Consider the following 14,752-nt stretch of genomic DNA (forward strand, 5'->3'; position numbering starts at 1 on the left):
GATTTCCTTATCGAAAATCATCAAAATATGATATAATGAAGTGTTAGAAAAACAGGTTTCATTAGCCTGGAAAGGAAATATTATGTCTGAAAAGAATTTTTATATAACAACACCGATTTACTATCCATCTGGTAAACTTCATATCGGTTCTGCCTACACTACCATCGCTTGTGATGTCTTAGCTCGCTACAAACGCCTTATGGGCTACGATGTCTTTTATTTGACAGGTTTGGATGAGCATGGTCAAAAGATTCAACAAAAAGCAGAAGAAGCTGGCATCACACCACAAGCCTATGTTGATGGTATGGCAGTTGGAGTTAAAGAACTCTGGAAATTATTGGATATCTCATACGATAAATTTATCCGTACAACTGATGACTACCATGAAAAAGTAGTAGCTCAAGTCTTTGAACGCTTGCTTGCTCAAGATGATATTTACTTGGGTGAATACTCTGGTTGGTATTCAGTTTCAGATGAGGAATTCTTTACAGAAAGTCAACTTGCGGAAGTTTTCCGTGACGAAGCTGGAAATGTGACGGGCGGTATCGCTCCATCAGGCCACGAAGTGGAATGGGTATCTGAAGAGTCTTACTTCCTTCGCCTCAGCAAATACCAAGACCGTTTGGTTGAATTTTTCAAATCGCACCCTGACTTCATCACTCCAGATGGTCGCCTTAATGAAATGCTACGTAACTTCATTGAGCCAGGTTTGGAAGACTTAGCAGTATCTCGTACAACCTTTACCTGGGGTGTACCTGTCCCGTCAAATCCAAAACACGTTGTCTATGTTTGGATCGATGCCCTTCTCAACTATGCGACTGCTCTTGGTTATGGTCAAGACGATCATGCTAACTTTGACAAGTTCTGGAATGGAACAGTCTTCCATATGGTTGGGAAAGACATCCTTCGTTTCCACTCAATCTACTGGCCAATCCTTCTGATGATGTTGGATATCAAATTGCCTGACCGTTTGATTGCCCACGGTTGGTTTGTCATGAAAGACGGCAAGATGTCCAAGTCTAAAGGGAATGTCGTTTACCCTGAAATGTTAGTAGAGCGTTATGGTCTCGATCCACTTCGTTACTACCTCATGCGTAGCCTTCCAGTTGGTTCAGACGGAACCTTTACTCCAGAGGACTATGTAGGTCGTATCAACTATGAATTGGCAAATGACCTCGGAAACCTCCTCAACCGTACGGTTTCTATGATCAACAAGTACTTTGATGGACAAATCCCTGCCTACGTAGAAGGTGTAACAGACTTTGATAATGCACTTGCTGACGTTGCAGAACAATCAATCGCTGACTACCATACCTACATGGAAGCAGTTGACTATCCACGTGCCCTTGAAGCAGTCTGGACTCTTATCTCACGTACTAATAAATACATCGACGAGACAGCTCCTTGGGTACTGGCTAAGGACGAAGCGCACCGTGACCAATTGGCAAGTGTTATGAGTCACTTGGCAGCTAGTCTTCGTGTCGTAGCTCACTTGATTGAGCCATTTATGATGGAAACCAGTCGTGCAGTTTTGACTCAACTTGGACTTGCAGAAGTTTCTAGTCTTGAAAACTTGAGCTTGGCTGATTTACCTGCAGGTGTAACGGTAGTTGCCAAAGGAACACCAATCTTCCCACGTCTCGATATGGAAGAAGAAATCGCCTATATCAAGGAACAAATGGAAGGTAACAAGCCAGCCGTCGAAAAAGAATGGAATCCAGATGAAGTTGAACTCAAACTCAACAAGGATGAAATCAAATTTGAAGACTTCGATAAGGTTGAAATCCGTGTTGCTGAAGTGAAAGAAGTTTCTAAAGTAGAAGGTTCTGACAAGTTGCTTCAATTCCGCTTGGATGCTGGTGACGGTGAAGACCGTCAAATCCTTTCTGGTATTGCGAAATTCTATCCAAACGAACAAGAATTGGTCGGCAAGAAAGTCCAAATCGTTGCCAACCTTAAACCACGTAAAATGATGAAAAAATATGTCAGCCAAGGTATGATCCTCTCAGCTGAACATGATGGCAAATTAACCCTTCTCACAGTTGATCCGTCTGTACCAAACGGAAGTGTGATTGGATAAGATTTAAAAGGACCAGTTTAAGCTGGTTCTTTTCTTTTGTGAGATAGCAGTTGATAAAAGTGTCATTCTGCTTTATAATGAAGAAAAACGGAGGAAGTTGCCATGAAATACATTCCATTTGGTCAAGAGAAAAGAGAACTATCCGAAATCGTTCTAGGAATGATGCGAATCAGTGACAAGTCGGTCAAAGAAGTTGAGGAGCTGGTTGAAACAGCCTTATCTGTCGGAATCAATGCCTTTGATTTGGCAGATATCTACGGTGGAGGTCGATGTGAAGAATTACTAGGTCAAGTGTTGAACAATCGTCCTGACCTACGAGAAAAGATGTGGATCCAGTCCAAGTGTGGCATTCGCATAGAAGAATTTACCTATTTTGATTTTTCTAAAGATTATATTTTAGAGTCAGTTGATGGGATTCTAAAACGATTGCAGGTTGATTATCTAGATAGCTTGCTTCTCCATCGCCCAGATGCCTTAATGGAAGCTGATCAAGTAGCAGAGGCCTTTGATATCCTTCACAAATCAGGTAAGGTTCGAGATTTTGGTGTATCCAACCAAAATCCTATGATGATGGAATTGCTGAAGAAAGAAGTCAAACAGCCCCTATCGATCAATCAATTACAGCTAAGCGCAGCTTTCACGCCAGGATTTGAATCAGGTTTCCATGTCAATATGGAAGGTGACAAGGCTGTTGTACGTGATGGAAGCATCTTTGAATACTGCAAACTAAACGATATAGTCATTCAGGCTTGGTCAGTCTTGCAGTTTGGCTATTTTAAGGGCAATTTTGTTGGTAATGAGCAGTTTCAAGCTTTGAATCAAGTTTTAAACCGTCTTGCGCAAAAATATGGTGTAAGCCCATCAGCTATTGCTATCGCTTGGGTGTTACGCTATCCAGCTAAGATGCAAGCGGTGGTAGGGACAACTAACCCTAAACATTTGCTAGAAGCCAGTCAAGCAAGTAACCTGACTCTAACTCGAAAAGAATGGTATGAGATTTACCTAGCAGCAGGGAATGATTTGCCTTAGGAAAAAATGCATTTTAAGAAATCACAGTCAAAAAGCCGTTGGAAAACGGTTTTTTGTTATAATTAAATTAAGATTTATAGATAACAAAGGAGAAAAACATGACATTTGAAGAAATTCTGAAAAGCGTCTAGGAATGGCTTCAAATAGGAGTTTATAGGCTTTATTTTTGTGGACTTTTTGAAAAAACATAGTCACAAATGACCTTTAATATTCTCCCAAAGTCCACAAAAAGGGGAGTAAAAAAAGACCTAAAATAGGTCAATAATTTACGAGTTCAGCAGGCAAGAACTAGCGTAGTCACCAGCTACGCTTTTTTAGTTGTTTTTGCTTATCTGATAGGTTTATTATACCCAAAAAGGGAGTGTGTGACCTCTCGGTCTAACTCTCCCTTTTTGGGTAGACTATGCAAGCCTCAAGCTGTGAAAATATTATAACATGTTTATCACGCGCATTGGTTATTTATCTATCGAAAAGATAAGATACCTAAAATCGCGTGGTTGCTAATTTTGTTGCCTTTTACAATACTGTTTTACGCGAATATCAAGTGGAAATATACTGTGTCTTTATGTTATAACTCTCCTTTTTCTATCTTCTCTCTGATAATGCCAGCTAAAATATTATAAACAGGGTGTCCTGCTGGAATAACAGGGGGATTTTTAGCAAATTCTTCTTGTGTTAAGGTGGTTTCTTTGTCTAATATTGTACCGTCTGCTAGTTTAGTACCTTTAGGGACAATATGGGTTATTGTTGGATTCCATTTTTCTTTAACTTTTGCCATGTTAAATACTCCTTTATGGTAAAAACAGAACCGTCCCACCTCCTACTGCAGAATGAACTGTTTCAAGGGGAGATGGAAAAGCCCTGTTTATAAGTCAATTATATCATAGTTAATTATTAAGCATGGATTTTTTTATCAGCAATAGCGTCTGTTAGGGTCTGTGAGAAGTTTAACCCTAGGTCACGCCCTAATGTATCCGCCCAACGTGGAATGGTTAGGGTTTTTTTAACAGGTTCTTGACTGCCTAGATATTCTGCAACGTCAACCATAACCATAGAGATAAAAGATTTACTAGGATCATAGACTAGATCTATGTCCTCATCATCCTGGAAAGGGTTGTTAGAAGCCAAAGATAAAGCGTTAATAGGAGTAGGGGTAGGAATTTCTCGCCCATTCTCGATATAATCAGCTAGGTTAATACCGAGCCAATCGCTGGCCATTGCCATAGCGTCTGCCATATCCTCCCCTTGAGTTGCTGAATGTTCAAAATCTGGGAAAGTTACAAAGTAAGGGGCGTTAGCTCCGTCTGTATCGTCATAATAAAATAAAGCTGGATAAGTGACAAGCATAGTTTACCTCCAAAATCAAAGACAAGCAGGGGGACTGCCTTTATTACAGTCCTGCTTGCTTTCTTATCCCTCTTTCAGTGTACTTATTCAGTTCACCATGAGGGACTGTGATAGGTCTTTCCCCTTCCTTCTCCATTTTAACATGGGAGCCTTTACCGCCTTTGGTTTTTATCCAACCATGAGCCGTAAGGAGTTTGACCATCTCTTTTTGTGTCATAGGCATAGCGCTTTTACCTCCTGACAGTATTATTATAACACGTACTACACGTATTGTAAAGGGATAATACTTGTTATCTCTCAAATAGCAAAAGCCCCCAGATTCGTTTCTAAGGGCTTGTAGTTTATCCATGGTGTTTTAGTCGTCCAGTCCAAAACAAAGTGAAATAGGGGCAAATATGGGGCTTAGAGCTCCCCATACGCTCCTAATTCTGTGGTAAGGTTAAATCAATCCACATTTATCATACCTGCCAAATGTTCTATAGCTTCCTGCATTACTCGATATATCGAAGATTTAGACTTCCCTATTTCCTCAGCAACCTCCCAAGCGTCGAGATCATTCAAGTAAAAAAGCCTTAGAACAGAACGCTCAAACGGATTGGCCAGCTTATCGATTAGCCCAGATATTGCCATTCTTTCCTCAGTGAGACGCTCAATTCTCTGGAGCGTATCCTCTTTTAGCTTCAGAACACTTATAAGGTTATTTTCTGCTGTATTTACCCTGCTTGTTTGTACTCTTGTAGTGCTCAGTTCTTGCTTTTGGATAATACCACCTTCCAGGACTTCCAATTCCAAATATAAGCCTTTGATCTCCTTGTTTATCCACTTGACGCCCTCTAGTTTTTCTTTTACCTGCTCTGGTGTCATGCCTTGGCCTCCTGTATGGTATAATTTTATTGTGTTAATTATAGCTGAGGCGGAGCGCCTTGGCTTTTTTTGCTATTTCTCTATGTTCTCTCTAGCTTCAAGCTATGTAATCTTCTCTGTTCGTTCTCTGTTCAAGAGCTATTTTCTCGGCGTTCGCTCGGAGTTCAACACCATATTATCCCTTATTTTTAAGGCGTTTTTTTGGCCACTACCTAACCAAAACCTCACCCTTTTTGGAACGTTTACCGCACCCTTTTTTGGAACGCTCGAATCCGTCAAAAGTCTTGATATAGCTGACTTATTTCAAAGTTTTAACCGTCTAATATGTAGTATTTATTTGTTTTGTAAATTGCACCCTACTACAAATTATCTCAGGGATCCCAAACCATTCAGCCAAAAGCTATCCCCTTTTCTGGTGTAGTTAACAAACTTTTGATAATGCTTATAATATTTGGCACGTTTCATATACTTTGGTCTTTCAGGAAAACCATCGAACATATATCCGCCACGTTTGGGACTCCACCCTGGTTCTACCTTTCTAGCTTCCCTAAGCGCAAGCTCCCAATAGTATTGGCAATCTGTCTTATTTCGGTTCAGTGTTGACTTGTGTATTTTCTGGCATGATCCACAACCATATTGAAACAGTCTCTTATAGAGTTTTCTGCATCGATTACCACAAATAGGACAGAGAAAGAAGTAGCGATTACCTCCCTTAGTTCCTGGTATACTTGCTAAATCAAAATGATTACTTCCAAAGGTGATGTACAGACTATCTAGGTCTATTTCCAGTTTTCTACCGTTCAACTCAGCTATACCGTGACTGATATTCTGGTTTTTCATTGGCTTTATAAATGTCTCTATGGTTATTGATTTTATAACTTCCATTCGTTCAAAAATACTCCTATATGGAAAAACCCAAATCTATTGCCTAAATGTCAAAAGGGGATTGCTCCACCTCCTATGTTTTATTGACCTGAATAACCAGCAAGGCCTTTATATTCGCCTTCTACGTCCAACTTTTGGAGTAGGCTAATACTTTCATCGCCCAGCATTTCCAACGTACCAAAAGCGGTCATAGAGTCCATAGGGATAGGCTTATCAGAAAGCAAGCGATCAGCATAGTCTAATAGTTCTAGCTCGTAGTCTGTAACCTTATTGAGCAAACTCTCAAAATCCTCTGACTCTTTGAGTTGAAGCACGCGCTCCCGTTTGTAACATTCTTCAAACGCTGCAGCCTCTCCTGGTTGTTTGTGGTAGTCTTTAAAGCTGTCACAAATACGCTTGAAAGTCTTGTTTAGCTTGTAATCTTCCACATACTCAGCGACAAGCGTGCCTTTATCCTTGTAGGTCAATGAGATTACAGGCTGGCAATATGTCCCAGTCATGTATCCCAGTAGCGCGTGACCTGCTACTTGAGCAGTCGCCTGATCACAAAAATAGTAAGTGAAAGTGAATGTTTTTGCTTTGTCTGAAATTGATTTTAATGTCATGTTGTTTTTCTCCGTTTCTTAGTTTAAGGTAAATTATGTAATATTTTTCGTGTTATGTGACATTCTGTGACCTTCTGTGACAAAGAACGTCACACGCTCAAACCCTTGGGGCTCTATGGGTTAGGCCACTCCTGTGACCCTGTGACGTTCTTTTGTTTTATCGTTCCTATATATATAAATACTGTATTTTTTCTATATATAAGAGTTGGAAAGAATGTCACAACGTCACACCTATTCCCCTAAAGCTAGATATATCAAGGCTTCAAGGGGTGTGACCTTCTTTTTTGAGAACGTCACACAACGTCACACTTTTTTCAAGAAAATCAGTATTATCAAGGATTTCAGCGAAAAAAGAACGTCACACTTATTCTTGCTTAGTGATAGAGTGTTGAGGTGTCCGCATTTTTATCTTGTCAGCGTCCCATGCCTCTAGTTTCTCAAAATCTTCTGAAGGAACTCTTTTCTTTCTTAGAGAATACCGATAGGGCGTCAACTGTTGTAAGTGCCTGATAGTTTCTTTACCTGCTCCGTAAACATTGGGCTTGGGTATTCCCATGTCCTCAGCATAATGCTTCAGTGATCTTGTAACGATAAAAACAGGTACTACGTCCAGCTCATGCCAACCTTTTTCCATGTATTCGTGTTTAACCCATGAAAGCAAGTAGTCGTTATCTTCCTGATATTCTTCTAGAAGGCCTTTAACTGCTTTGGGTTCGATAAAGTGAGTAAATGGCTCTTGATTGATAGCTTTGTATAGGGCATATTCTAGGACTTCCTTATTTGCTAAAAACTCATTTTTTATCCAAGGTTTTTCCTTTTCCCCGTTAAAGTCAGCATTGAAAGGTACGATCATAATTCTACGATACCAGCCTTTTGTCTTGTTCCCACCACTGGGGATATAATTTCCTGAAAAGATATTGAATAGCTTAAAAGTAGCTTCAAAAGCTGGCCGACCTTTTGGATTGACTAGAACAGTGTCCCCGCTAGTGATACTCATTAAATCAGACGGATTTTTTAAGTATTCATTAGGTGCTTCATCCCCAATATTACAAACTTTTCCTACCAAGGTTTCTAAGTTATGTTTTTCAGCAAACTGTGCTGGCTTTAATGCTGATATACTGCTTTCTCCTATCAGATTGATAAGGAAGCGCTGAAATGTCCCTTTACCGTTGTTACCGTCCCCGTAGAAGATAGCAAACTTATTTCGGGTGTGGTTAGGGTTTATAGCTTCAAGGATAATCTGCCAAAACAGTGTTACCAGTTCGCTGTCATTACATGCGATTGAGTTTAGCCAAGCGTCAAAAGTTTTGCCCTCTCGATCTGTTGGGACTCGTTTAGGCGCGTGGTAAGCCGTGCTGATCTTGCTTGTAATTACATACTTAGGACTAAAAGGGAGTAGTTCCTTTGTTTTTAGGTTAATAATTCCATTTTTTACAGGGATAAGGTCAGCACTTTCTAAAGGTTTTTGTATCTTGGTCAATGTCCTAACCATTAACTTAATCTGTGGCCACTCTCTGGGTTTAATTCTCACGTCAAAAGTCTTACACAAAAGATTGAAAAGATCATTACTAGCGGTATAGATACCCTCGTCTAAATCATAGATATAGAGTAGGCTATAATCAGGAACATTGCTCTTGCTGATAAAAGTAAATGTGACAATCTCGCTCAGTATTTTAGCTACTGTGAATGTTTGGGGCATCGCAACCTTTTCGGTAACGTCCCCTGTGGACTCATTTACCTTTGTTTCGGTATGTTCTGCCCGCCATTCTTCACCAGCTTTAAAGATACGATTTTCAAGCTCCTTCATCGTTCTAGGAGGTTGTTCTTGCTCTCTCACCTCCAAGATTTCACTTTTTAGGTTTTCTAATTCTTCTAGTTCTATGGCTTTACCCTCTCTTTCTATATTCTGCCCGTGCTATGCTACTGAATGTACGATCTAGTTCCTCGATTGGTAAAGGTTCAGCAGTCACGCTATTGGCTATCTTTGTAAGCTCGTATGCAGTCTCTAGGTCACAATCAACCCATTTATTAAAGAGTAAACCTACAAAGCGTGTCAGTGCTACGTTACGCCCTCCCTCGTCTCCAAAACCATGAAATAGAGTGTCAATAATTCTCATGGTCATTGATCTCTGGCCACTCGTTCTGGGTGTGAATTTTTCAGTAGTTTCTAGCTTCGCTCTTGGTTCAACTTTGGGGGCTGGATAATCTAGGCCATGCTCGACAATTTTTTGATAACTTGCTGGGTCTCCTGTTGTGATTGGTAGCCCCTGGAGTTGTGACCAGGTTAGACTGGCCATGTCAAAGGGTAGTCCTATCTTGTCAGCAATCTCCTTTACTACCTGCTTATAGGTTACCTCATTCATCACGTTGTCAGGCTTCACCACAAGGCGAAAACGGGGCTTTTCTGGGCTATGTTTGATAGTCGGGTACAAGATGTAGGAGTAGCCAAACAAGGCGCTAGAAACGGCTTCTATGAAGTCCTCAGACGTTCCCTGTATATCGTCATAATCAAGAAAAATCAAATCCCGATAGATTAGACTGGAGTTGTTTCGCTTGTAACTGCCATTCTTTTCTGGTGTCACTTTCCCACTGATATAGTAAGGCGCTTGTGTACGCTTAAATTCTTCAATGTTTGCCCCTTCAGGGACTACCAAAGGCTTAAAGCGTTCAATATACTGGAATGGCTCAATCTTATCAAATGGATAGACAAGATTACCCTGAAAGCCTCTAGCCTCGTAAATTGTCATCTTTCAGCTCCTAGAAATATTAGAATATCATCGATTCTATAAAAGACTTTGCGTGTATCCTCGATAGGAGGAGTGAACCTTTTTAGCCCTGCGCGTTCCCAACGTTTTAAGGTGTTGTAATCTATCTCTAACTCTTCCTTGAGTTGTTTAGGTGTCATTAGTCCTGTTATACGTTGTTTAGGCTTTAAATAGTCTTTTAGAAAGTTTTCTACCAGTTTTAAGATGCCACGTTTTAGACTGTTTTCACTTTCTTTGCTTAAACTGAACATTGTTCATCAGCTCCCTTCAGCAGTTGCTTGTAACTCTCTAAATCGGCATTTAAAAGGACGGTTAGGCGCTTCTGTTCCTCTTGTACCTGGTTATAGAATGCCTTTGCTCCGTCCAGTAACTCCTCTTTGTTAGCTGGGATAAAGTAGCCTCTGAAAGCTCCGTGACGTACCCCGATGATAGGAACACCGTAGCGCGTGATCAGGCGACTGATAATGTCCTGTACGGTTCTTTCTGCTAGCTTAGTGAGTAAGCTGATTTCTGCCCCTGTTATGGAGTTCTCAGCCCCTACCTTAATTAGTCTTAATACTCGCTTGTCATTCATTGTTAGACTCATTCAATTCCTCCCCATACGTCTCCCCCTGCAAGCTGGATATATCGCCCATATTCAGGGTTTAAATCCTCGCTAGGTATTTCTATCGTCTGTTTGCTTTCTCGCTCAATTTGAGCGCTTTTTTTGCGGTCTCGGTGGTTTAGATAAAGTAGTAAGCCAATCAGTACCACGGAAAAGATAACCGCCTGTGTATTGGTTAAATCTAGCTCATTCATTTCATCGCCTCCTCAAACTGCTCTATAAGATGATCTTTACTTACTTTCCGATTAGCATTTTTAGAATTAAAAAGAATATCTTTTAAGGTTATAGTAGCCTCTAAATACTCCTTTTCAGCATGCTCTATATACGCCTGTTGCTCTGCTTCGTTGTCAAAAAAGTGCTTGGCTTGGCGTTTAAAGAAAGCTAGTCGCATAGCGTCCATTTCAAAAATACCAGGGTGGAAAAACATTCCAGTAGTGCTTTTAGAAACAGCTTCGATTTTATGACTTTCATTCAATTCAGAAAGTTCAATCCAAAGTAAGCGGTGTAAATTTTCTTTGATGGATTTTGTCTGACTTGCCAATAACGAAAGTCTATTAAGCCCATTTTTTTCGCCAATTTCTCGCATCTCTGCGCTAATTCTGTCTATACGTCTAGTTAAATTCTCGTATGTTGTTTCTGTCATGGTGTTTACTCCTTTTTCTATGTTTGTGTAATTGCCCTGATGGCCTTTTAATTGTCGTTTACTATACATGATTTCCTCACACTCTCCTCGACCAAAATTTGAGCGCGGGGATTTTTAATGGTTGTTTCTTATACATTGTTTCTTGTAATTCATAGCCTCACGCTCAGAGTCGCCAATATTTGAAAGCGTGAGAAAGTACCAGTTTTAAGAGTTGGCTCTCTCCGTATGGTCAAAATGTCCTAGATATGCTATAATCTAGTTATAAATCTTTACTAAAACCTCTTTGATAATAGCTTGCCTGCTTTGTTAAATTCGTTTTAGTGTTAGTGTGAAAGGCTTTGCTGATTGGTCTCGGTAAGCCTTTTTTGTTACAATCACGCGCATTTAGTGCGTGGTTTTTTATTTCTGAATACCAGGGACTTAATTTCCTGATAACTCATATTCAAGCAAATCATGGCTATTACCATATCCTCAAATGCCTGGTATTGCTCTAGCTCGTCACTGGTCAAGCTATCGATGCCATTATAGCCCCCACGTTCTTCCCTTAACTGCTTAGCGTTCCTGTCGGTCACTGCCTTCAGTATCAGGTTGTTCATGGTGCTATGCGCGTGCTTGGGTGCTTGTTCCCAGTTCTCAATACTGTCATGCAAGGTTTTTCTTTTTGGCTTTTCTAGCGCCCTCTGCATACGGAACTTAGAAAGTTCATCACGCATTTCAAAGAAAGCTTTGACTAGGTTCTTCTTAAACTCTTTTACAGGTTCTGTATTTCGTAAGTAAGTGATCAGCAAGGTTGCTTGTTGCTCATTCAAAATATAGTCCCGTACATTTTGCCCACTCTCTGAAGGTGAAATTTTAAATTGCACCTTTCCGAAGCTCTCAAAGTCCTCTCGATGCTTATTCAGCAAAATCTTCAAATGTCTGTGCTTAACTTCTGCACACTCTGCTACGATACTACTCAGTGTATACGGTTCTTTCTTGCCGTCCATGTAGACTAGTTCCATTGGTTCACTCCTTTCTTAGATTTCCTTTTGATTTAGTTCTATTTTTTTCGTACTATCTCCTAAAAAAATATCGTCCAGTTTTACCTGATACAATTCCGATAACTCTTTAAGTAGCTCAAAAGGGATTAGCGTACTATCTTTTTCGTACTTTGAGATAGTCTGAAAATTCTTGTTGACCTTCTTAGCCACTTGGCGCAAAGTAAAACCTGCATTTACTCGACACGCTCTTAGCGTCCATTGTGCCATATTCTTATAGCTCCTTTCAAGATTGATAAAATCATGGTACTATTTTTTTCGTACTTTGTCAACGCTGTTGTTGAAAAATTTTATTTTTTTCGTACTTTGTCTTTTTTGTGTTATAATCAGGTTGTAGAATTAAAGTAAGGGAGTTTTTAACAATGGCAAAAAATAGCCCTCAGGATTTAAAGAATAGAGAATATTTCTCTAATAATCTTAACCGTGTTATGAAAGAAAAAGGTATCAGACAGATAGACCTGCATAATGCTTTAGAAATTCCTAAAAGTACAATAACTGGTTATGTAAAAGGTAGATCAATGCCAACATCTGGCAATCTTCAAAAACTTGCTGATTATTTGGGAGTGAAAAAATCTGATCTTGACCCTCGCTTTTCTGACAAAGATGTTTACAAAGAATTTTTATATATGTTAGATAAACAATTAGACGAAGAAAAATACCTCGTAAAAAATGTTTCAAAAGATAAAATTTTTCAGAAAGTAAAAGAGAGAGAGAAAAGGGACAAGGAAATAATTGAACTAGCAAAGAGTAAAAATTTCCCAATCAGTCCTGAAGAGTTTCTCACTACTATCACTGAATCATTAAATGAATACAATCCCAAAGACAACTATGAAGTTTTAAATGCCCTTGCGCTAAAGACAAGTAATATCCTATTCTGGCTAGATATTGTATTTCAAAAAACAAGTAGTGAATTCTACATAGTTTTTGAAGATAAGGAATTCAACCAAGAATATTACAACAAATTATATAAAAAGTTTGAAAATCTATTTGAAGAAATTAAGTCTTTAGCTCTTCAAGAAGCTGAGAAAGATAAAGAAAATCTAGATGATTTTGCGTTACTTTGGGGTATAGACTAACCCACGCGCCACAATATCCAACAATCCTGAAGCACGTACTTTCTCGTACTTCAGCAAGTCCGCTGACCTTGTCTAAACCTTGCCACTTTTTAGGGTGTTAGAAATGTTAGTTTTCCAACTATTAAGAACTAATAGAAACGGGTTTGGAATTGTTTACCCCATCGCTTTTTAGGGACTCAGAAAATGAAGAAAATTGTTTTTTTCCAGTATTCTTGAAAATCCGACTTTTTTCCAACATTTACCCGTATAAGCTCTATATCTACCAATTTTACGGAGTAAAATCTTGGTACGCCAGAGAATTACAAACCATTCTAGAATATATGGAGTGGCGTAACTTTAACCAAGTTATAGACAAAGCAAAATAGCCTGTGAAGACTCCGGAAAAACCGTGGTTGCCAATTTTGTTGATGTCAACAAAACCCAAAAGATAAACTCAGATTTTGAAAAAACTTTAAATACAGGCCTGTTTACTATAAACAAGCCCATAATAGCCCCATATCCGCCTTATTTCCTACTCTGGTATTATTTACCGCCTGACTCTTTAAAATCGAATGTGGGGCAATCTGTGAAGCCCTAGCATGATTTAAACCACAATCTAAAACCTTTTTAATAATAGCTTGCCTGCTGATGTATTTTAGAAAGGTTTATCATCATGAAAATAACTGAAGTTATAAAAAAAGACGGTAGTAAAGTCTATCGTACTAATGTATATCTAGGAATTGACCAGGTAACAGGAAAGAAAGCCAAAACAAGTGTAACGGGTAGGACAAGGAAAGAGGTCAAGCAGAAAGCAAAGCACGCGCAAGATGATTTTATATCGAACGGTTGTACTGTGACAAAAGTAGTACCTGTAAAGAATTATCAGGAGTTAGCTGATCTATGGCTAGATAGTTATCAGCTAACAGTAAAGCCTCAGACTTTTGTAGCAACTAAGCAAATGCTCTATAATCACCTTATACCTGTCTTTGGTAGTCTGAGACTGGCCAAGTTATCTGTTAGCTATATACAAAGCTTTATCAACGATTTATCTACTCAGATAGTCCATTATGCAGTGGTTCATTCAATAAATAGGCGTGTCTTACAGTATGGGGTATCTCTCCAGCTCTTGCCATTTAATCCAGCTAGAGACATTATTCTTCCTAAACAGCCTAAACGTGAGAATACAGCAATCAAGTTCATAGCTTCAGACGATTTAAAGGCTCTGTTGCTCCACATGGAAAAACTAGCGTTTAAGAAATACAGTTATTATCTTGATTTTGTTCTGTATAGTGTCTTACTTGCTACTGGGTGCCGTTTCGGAGAAGTAGTAGCCCTGGAATGGTCTGATATTGACTTAGAGAATGGAACCGTCAGCATAAGCAAGAACTACAATAGATTTTTAAAGCTAATAGGTACACCAAAAAGCAAAGCAGGAGTTAGGACAATCAGCATAGACAAGAAAACAGTCAACATGCTACGTCTATACAAGAATAGGCAACGCCAATTATATTTGCAGTCTGGGGCGCGTGCTTCGTCTGTGGTGTTTGCAACACCTACGAGAGAGTACCAGAACCTGGCAACCAGACAAGAGGCTTTAGATCGACGGTGTGCCGAGATTTCTATTCCTCGCTTTACTTTCCACGCTTTCCGCCATACTCACGCTAGTTTATTGCTAAATGCTGGTATCAGCTATAAAGAATTACAATACCGTTTAGGTCATGCTACTTTAGCTATGACCATGGATATATACAGCCACCTATCTGCAGATAAAGAAAAAGAGGCGGTTTCATATTTTGAAAAAGCCATGAATAGCTTGTAAGTCCACAAAAAGGTGAACA

The 14,752-nt window shown here is 39.5% G+C and carries 18 protein-coding genes; 4 read left to right on the forward strand and 14 right to left on the reverse strand.

Annotated features, from left to right (window positions below; all coding sequences use genetic code 11):
- Window positions 1–82 precede the first annotated feature (82 nt).
- Both metG and RRU92_RS05665 read left to right on the forward strand, forming a co-directional pair.
- Window positions 83–2,080: a methionine--tRNA ligase gene (gene metG / locus RRU92_RS05660; protein ID WP_315638883.1), complete on the forward strand. Its 1,998-nt coding sequence runs from the start codon at window positions 83–85 to the stop codon at window positions 2,078–2,080.
- 102 nt (window positions 2,081–2,182) lie between these two features.
- Window positions 2,183–3,109: an aldo/keto reductase family oxidoreductase gene (locus tag RRU92_RS05665; protein ID WP_315638884.1), complete on the forward strand. Its 927-nt coding sequence runs from the start codon at window positions 2,183–2,185 to the stop codon at window positions 3,107–3,109.
- A gap of 568 nt (window positions 3,110–3,677) precedes the next feature.
- Here the strand turns inward: RRU92_RS05665 and RRU92_RS05670 are convergent.
- From RRU92_RS05670 to RRU92_RS05735, 14 genes are all read right to left on the reverse strand, one after another.
- Window positions 3,678–3,887, reverse strand: a complete 210-nt coding sequence (locus RRU92_RS05670; RefSeq protein ID WP_315638885.1) for a BOW99_gp33 family protein — start codon at window positions 3,885–3,887, stop codon at window positions 3,678–3,680.
- Window positions 3,888–4,003: 116 nt separating this feature from the next.
- The gene (locus tag RRU92_RS05675) at window positions 4,004–4,456 is read right to left on the reverse strand and encodes a type II toxin-antitoxin system HicB family antitoxin (protein ID WP_261050117.1); all 453 of its coding nucleotides are present in this window, start codon (window positions 4,454–4,456) and stop codon (window positions 4,004–4,006) included.
- A 43-nt stretch (window positions 4,457–4,499) separates the two neighbouring features.
- On the reverse strand, window positions 4,500–4,679 hold the full coding sequence (locus RRU92_RS05680; protein ID WP_001132280.1) for a type II toxin-antitoxin system HicA family toxin: 180 nt from the start codon (window positions 4,677–4,679) through the stop codon (window positions 4,500–4,502).
- Window positions 4,680–4,900: 221 nt separating this feature from the next.
- A complete protein-coding gene (locus tag RRU92_RS05685; protein WP_315638886.1) occupies window positions 4,901–5,320 on the reverse strand; it encodes a DUF1492 domain-containing protein in 420 nt (139 codons plus the stop codon).
- A 366-nt stretch (window positions 5,321–5,686) separates the two neighbouring features.
- Window positions 5,687–6,196: a hypothetical protein gene (locus RRU92_RS05690; RefSeq protein WP_315640912.1), complete on the reverse strand. Its 510-nt coding sequence runs from the start codon at window positions 6,194–6,196 to the stop codon at window positions 5,687–5,689.
- An 89-nt stretch (window positions 6,197–6,285) separates the two neighbouring features.
- Entirely contained in the window at window positions 6,286–6,810 is a 525-nt protein-coding gene (locus tag RRU92_RS05695; protein ID WP_315638887.1) for a hypothetical protein, read from the reverse strand.
- 364 nt (window positions 6,811–7,174) lie between these two features.
- The gene (locus RRU92_RS05700) at window positions 7,175–8,617 is read right to left on the reverse strand and encodes a phage/plasmid primase, P4 family (protein ID WP_315638889.1); all 1,443 of its coding nucleotides are present in this window, start codon (window positions 8,615–8,617) and stop codon (window positions 7,175–7,177) included.
- Window positions 8,618–8,696: 79 nt separating this feature from the next.
- Window positions 8,697–9,557: a primase alpha helix C-terminal domain-containing protein gene (locus RRU92_RS05705; RefSeq protein WP_315638890.1), complete on the reverse strand. Its 861-nt coding sequence runs from the start codon at window positions 9,555–9,557 to the stop codon at window positions 8,697–8,699.
- The gene (locus RRU92_RS05710; protein WP_315638891.1) at window positions 9,554–9,826 is read right to left on the reverse strand and encodes a MerR family transcriptional regulator; all 273 of its coding nucleotides are present in this window, start codon (window positions 9,824–9,826) and stop codon (window positions 9,554–9,556) included. Before RRU92_RS05710 ends, RRU92_RS05705 begins: the two co-directional genes overlap by 4 nt.
- Window positions 9,814–10,161: a DNA-binding protein gene (locus RRU92_RS05715; protein ID WP_315638892.1), complete on the reverse strand. Its 348-nt coding sequence runs from the start codon at window positions 10,159–10,161 to the stop codon at window positions 9,814–9,816. Before RRU92_RS05715 ends, RRU92_RS05710 begins: the two co-directional genes overlap by 13 nt.
- Window positions 10,158–10,373, reverse strand: a complete 216-nt coding sequence (locus tag RRU92_RS05720; protein ID WP_315638893.1) for a hypothetical protein — start codon at window positions 10,371–10,373, stop codon at window positions 10,158–10,160. The genes RRU92_RS05715 and RRU92_RS05720 overlap by 4 nt, the downstream gene beginning before the upstream one ends.
- The gene (locus RRU92_RS05725) at window positions 10,370–10,822 is read right to left on the reverse strand and encodes a hypothetical protein (protein WP_315638894.1); all 453 of its coding nucleotides are present in this window, start codon (window positions 10,820–10,822) and stop codon (window positions 10,370–10,372) included. The genes RRU92_RS05720 and RRU92_RS05725 overlap by 4 nt, the downstream gene beginning before the upstream one ends.
- A 374-nt stretch (window positions 10,823–11,196) precedes the next feature.
- Entirely contained in the window at window positions 11,197–11,823 is a 627-nt protein-coding gene (locus RRU92_RS05730) for a Rha family transcriptional regulator (protein ID WP_315638895.1), read from the reverse strand.
- Between the two features lie 15 nt (window positions 11,824–11,838).
- On the reverse strand, window positions 11,839–12,069 hold the full coding sequence (locus RRU92_RS05735; RefSeq protein WP_000090006.1) for a helix-turn-helix domain-containing protein: 231 nt from the start codon (window positions 12,067–12,069) through the stop codon (window positions 11,839–11,841).
- A 152-nt stretch (window positions 12,070–12,221) separates the two neighbouring features.
- Between RRU92_RS05735 and RRU92_RS05740 the strand changes: the two genes are divergently transcribed.
- Window positions 12,222–12,935, forward strand: coding sequence for a helix-turn-helix domain-containing protein (locus RRU92_RS05740; protein ID WP_315638896.1), 714 nt, complete (start codon window positions 12,222–12,224; stop codon window positions 12,933–12,935).
- Between the two features lie 652 nt (window positions 12,936–13,587).
- Window positions 13,588–14,733 carry a site-specific integrase gene (locus RRU92_RS05745; protein ID WP_315638898.1) on the forward strand — a complete coding sequence of 382 codons (1,146 nt, stop codon included), beginning with the start codon at window positions 13,588–13,590 and terminating at the stop codon, window positions 14,731–14,733.
- Window positions 14,734–14,752 lie beyond the last annotated feature (19 nt).

The sequence above is a fragment of the Streptococcus sp. DTU_2020_1001019_1_SI_AUS_MUR_006 genome (genome assembly GCF_032340315.1).
GTDB lineage: Bacteria > Bacillota > Bacilli > Lactobacillales > Streptococcaceae > Streptococcus.

Excerpts from the sequence above, each read along its gene's own strand:
- RRU92_RS05695 (WP_315638887.1), bottom strand. The coding sequence starts at position 6,810 with ATGACATTAAAATCAATTTCAGACAAAGCAAAAACATTCACTTTCACT.
- RRU92_RS05680 (WP_001132280.1), bottom strand. The coding sequence starts at position 4,679 with ATGCCTATGACACAAAAAGAGATGGTCAAACTCCTTACGGCTCATGGT.
- RRU92_RS05700 (WP_315638889.1), bottom strand. The coding sequence starts at position 8,617 with ATGAAGGAGCTTGAAAATCGTATCTTTAAAGCTGGTGAAGAATGGCGG.
- RRU92_RS05720 (WP_315638893.1), bottom strand. The coding sequence starts at position 10,373 with ATGAATGAGCTAGATTTAACCAATACACAGGCGGTTATCTTTTCCGTG.
- RRU92_RS05730 (WP_315638895.1), bottom strand. The coding sequence starts at position 11,823 with ATGGAACTAGTCTACATGGACGGCAAGAAAGAACCGTATACACTGAGT.
- RRU92_RS05735 (WP_000090006.1), bottom strand. The coding sequence starts at position 12,069 with ATGGCACAATGGACGCTAAGAGCGTGTCGAGTAAATGCAGGTTTTACT.
- RRU92_RS05675 (WP_261050117.1), bottom strand. The coding sequence starts at position 4,456 with ATGCTTGTCACTTATCCAGCTTTATTTTATTATGACGATACAGACGGA.
- RRU92_RS05670 (WP_315638885.1), bottom strand. The coding sequence starts at position 3,887 with ATGGCAAAAGTTAAAGAAAAATGGAATCCAACAATAACCCATATTGTC.
- RRU92_RS05725 (WP_315638894.1), bottom strand. The coding sequence starts at position 10,822 with ATGACAGAAACAACATACGAGAATTTAACTAGACGTATAGACAGAATT.
- RRU92_RS05745 (WP_315638898.1), top strand. The coding sequence starts at position 13,588 with ATGAAAATAACTGAAGTTATAAAAAAAGACGGTAGTAAAGTCTATCGT.
- RRU92_RS05665 (WP_315638884.1), top strand. The coding sequence starts at position 2,183 with ATGAAATACATTCCATTTGGTCAAGAGAAAAGAGAACTATCCGAAATC.
- RRU92_RS05740 (WP_315638896.1), top strand. The coding sequence starts at position 12,222 with ATGGCAAAAAATAGCCCTCAGGATTTAAAGAATAGAGAATATTTCTCT.
- RRU92_RS05705 (WP_315638890.1), bottom strand. The coding sequence starts at position 9,557 with ATGACAATTTACGAGGCTAGAGGCTTTCAGGGTAATCTTGTCTATCCA.
- metG (WP_315638883.1), top strand. The coding sequence starts at position 83 with ATGTCTGAAAAGAATTTTTATATAACAACACCGATTTACTATCCATCT.
- RRU92_RS05715 (WP_315638892.1), bottom strand. The coding sequence starts at position 10,161 with ATGAGTCTAACAATGAATGACAAGCGAGTATTAAGACTAATTAAGGTA.
- RRU92_RS05685 (WP_315638886.1), bottom strand. The coding sequence starts at position 5,320 with ATGACACCAGAGCAGGTAAAAGAAAAACTAGAGGGCGTCAAGTGGATA.
- RRU92_RS05710 (WP_315638891.1), bottom strand. The coding sequence starts at position 9,826 with ATGTTCAGTTTAAGCAAAGAAAGTGAAAACAGTCTAAAACGTGGCATC.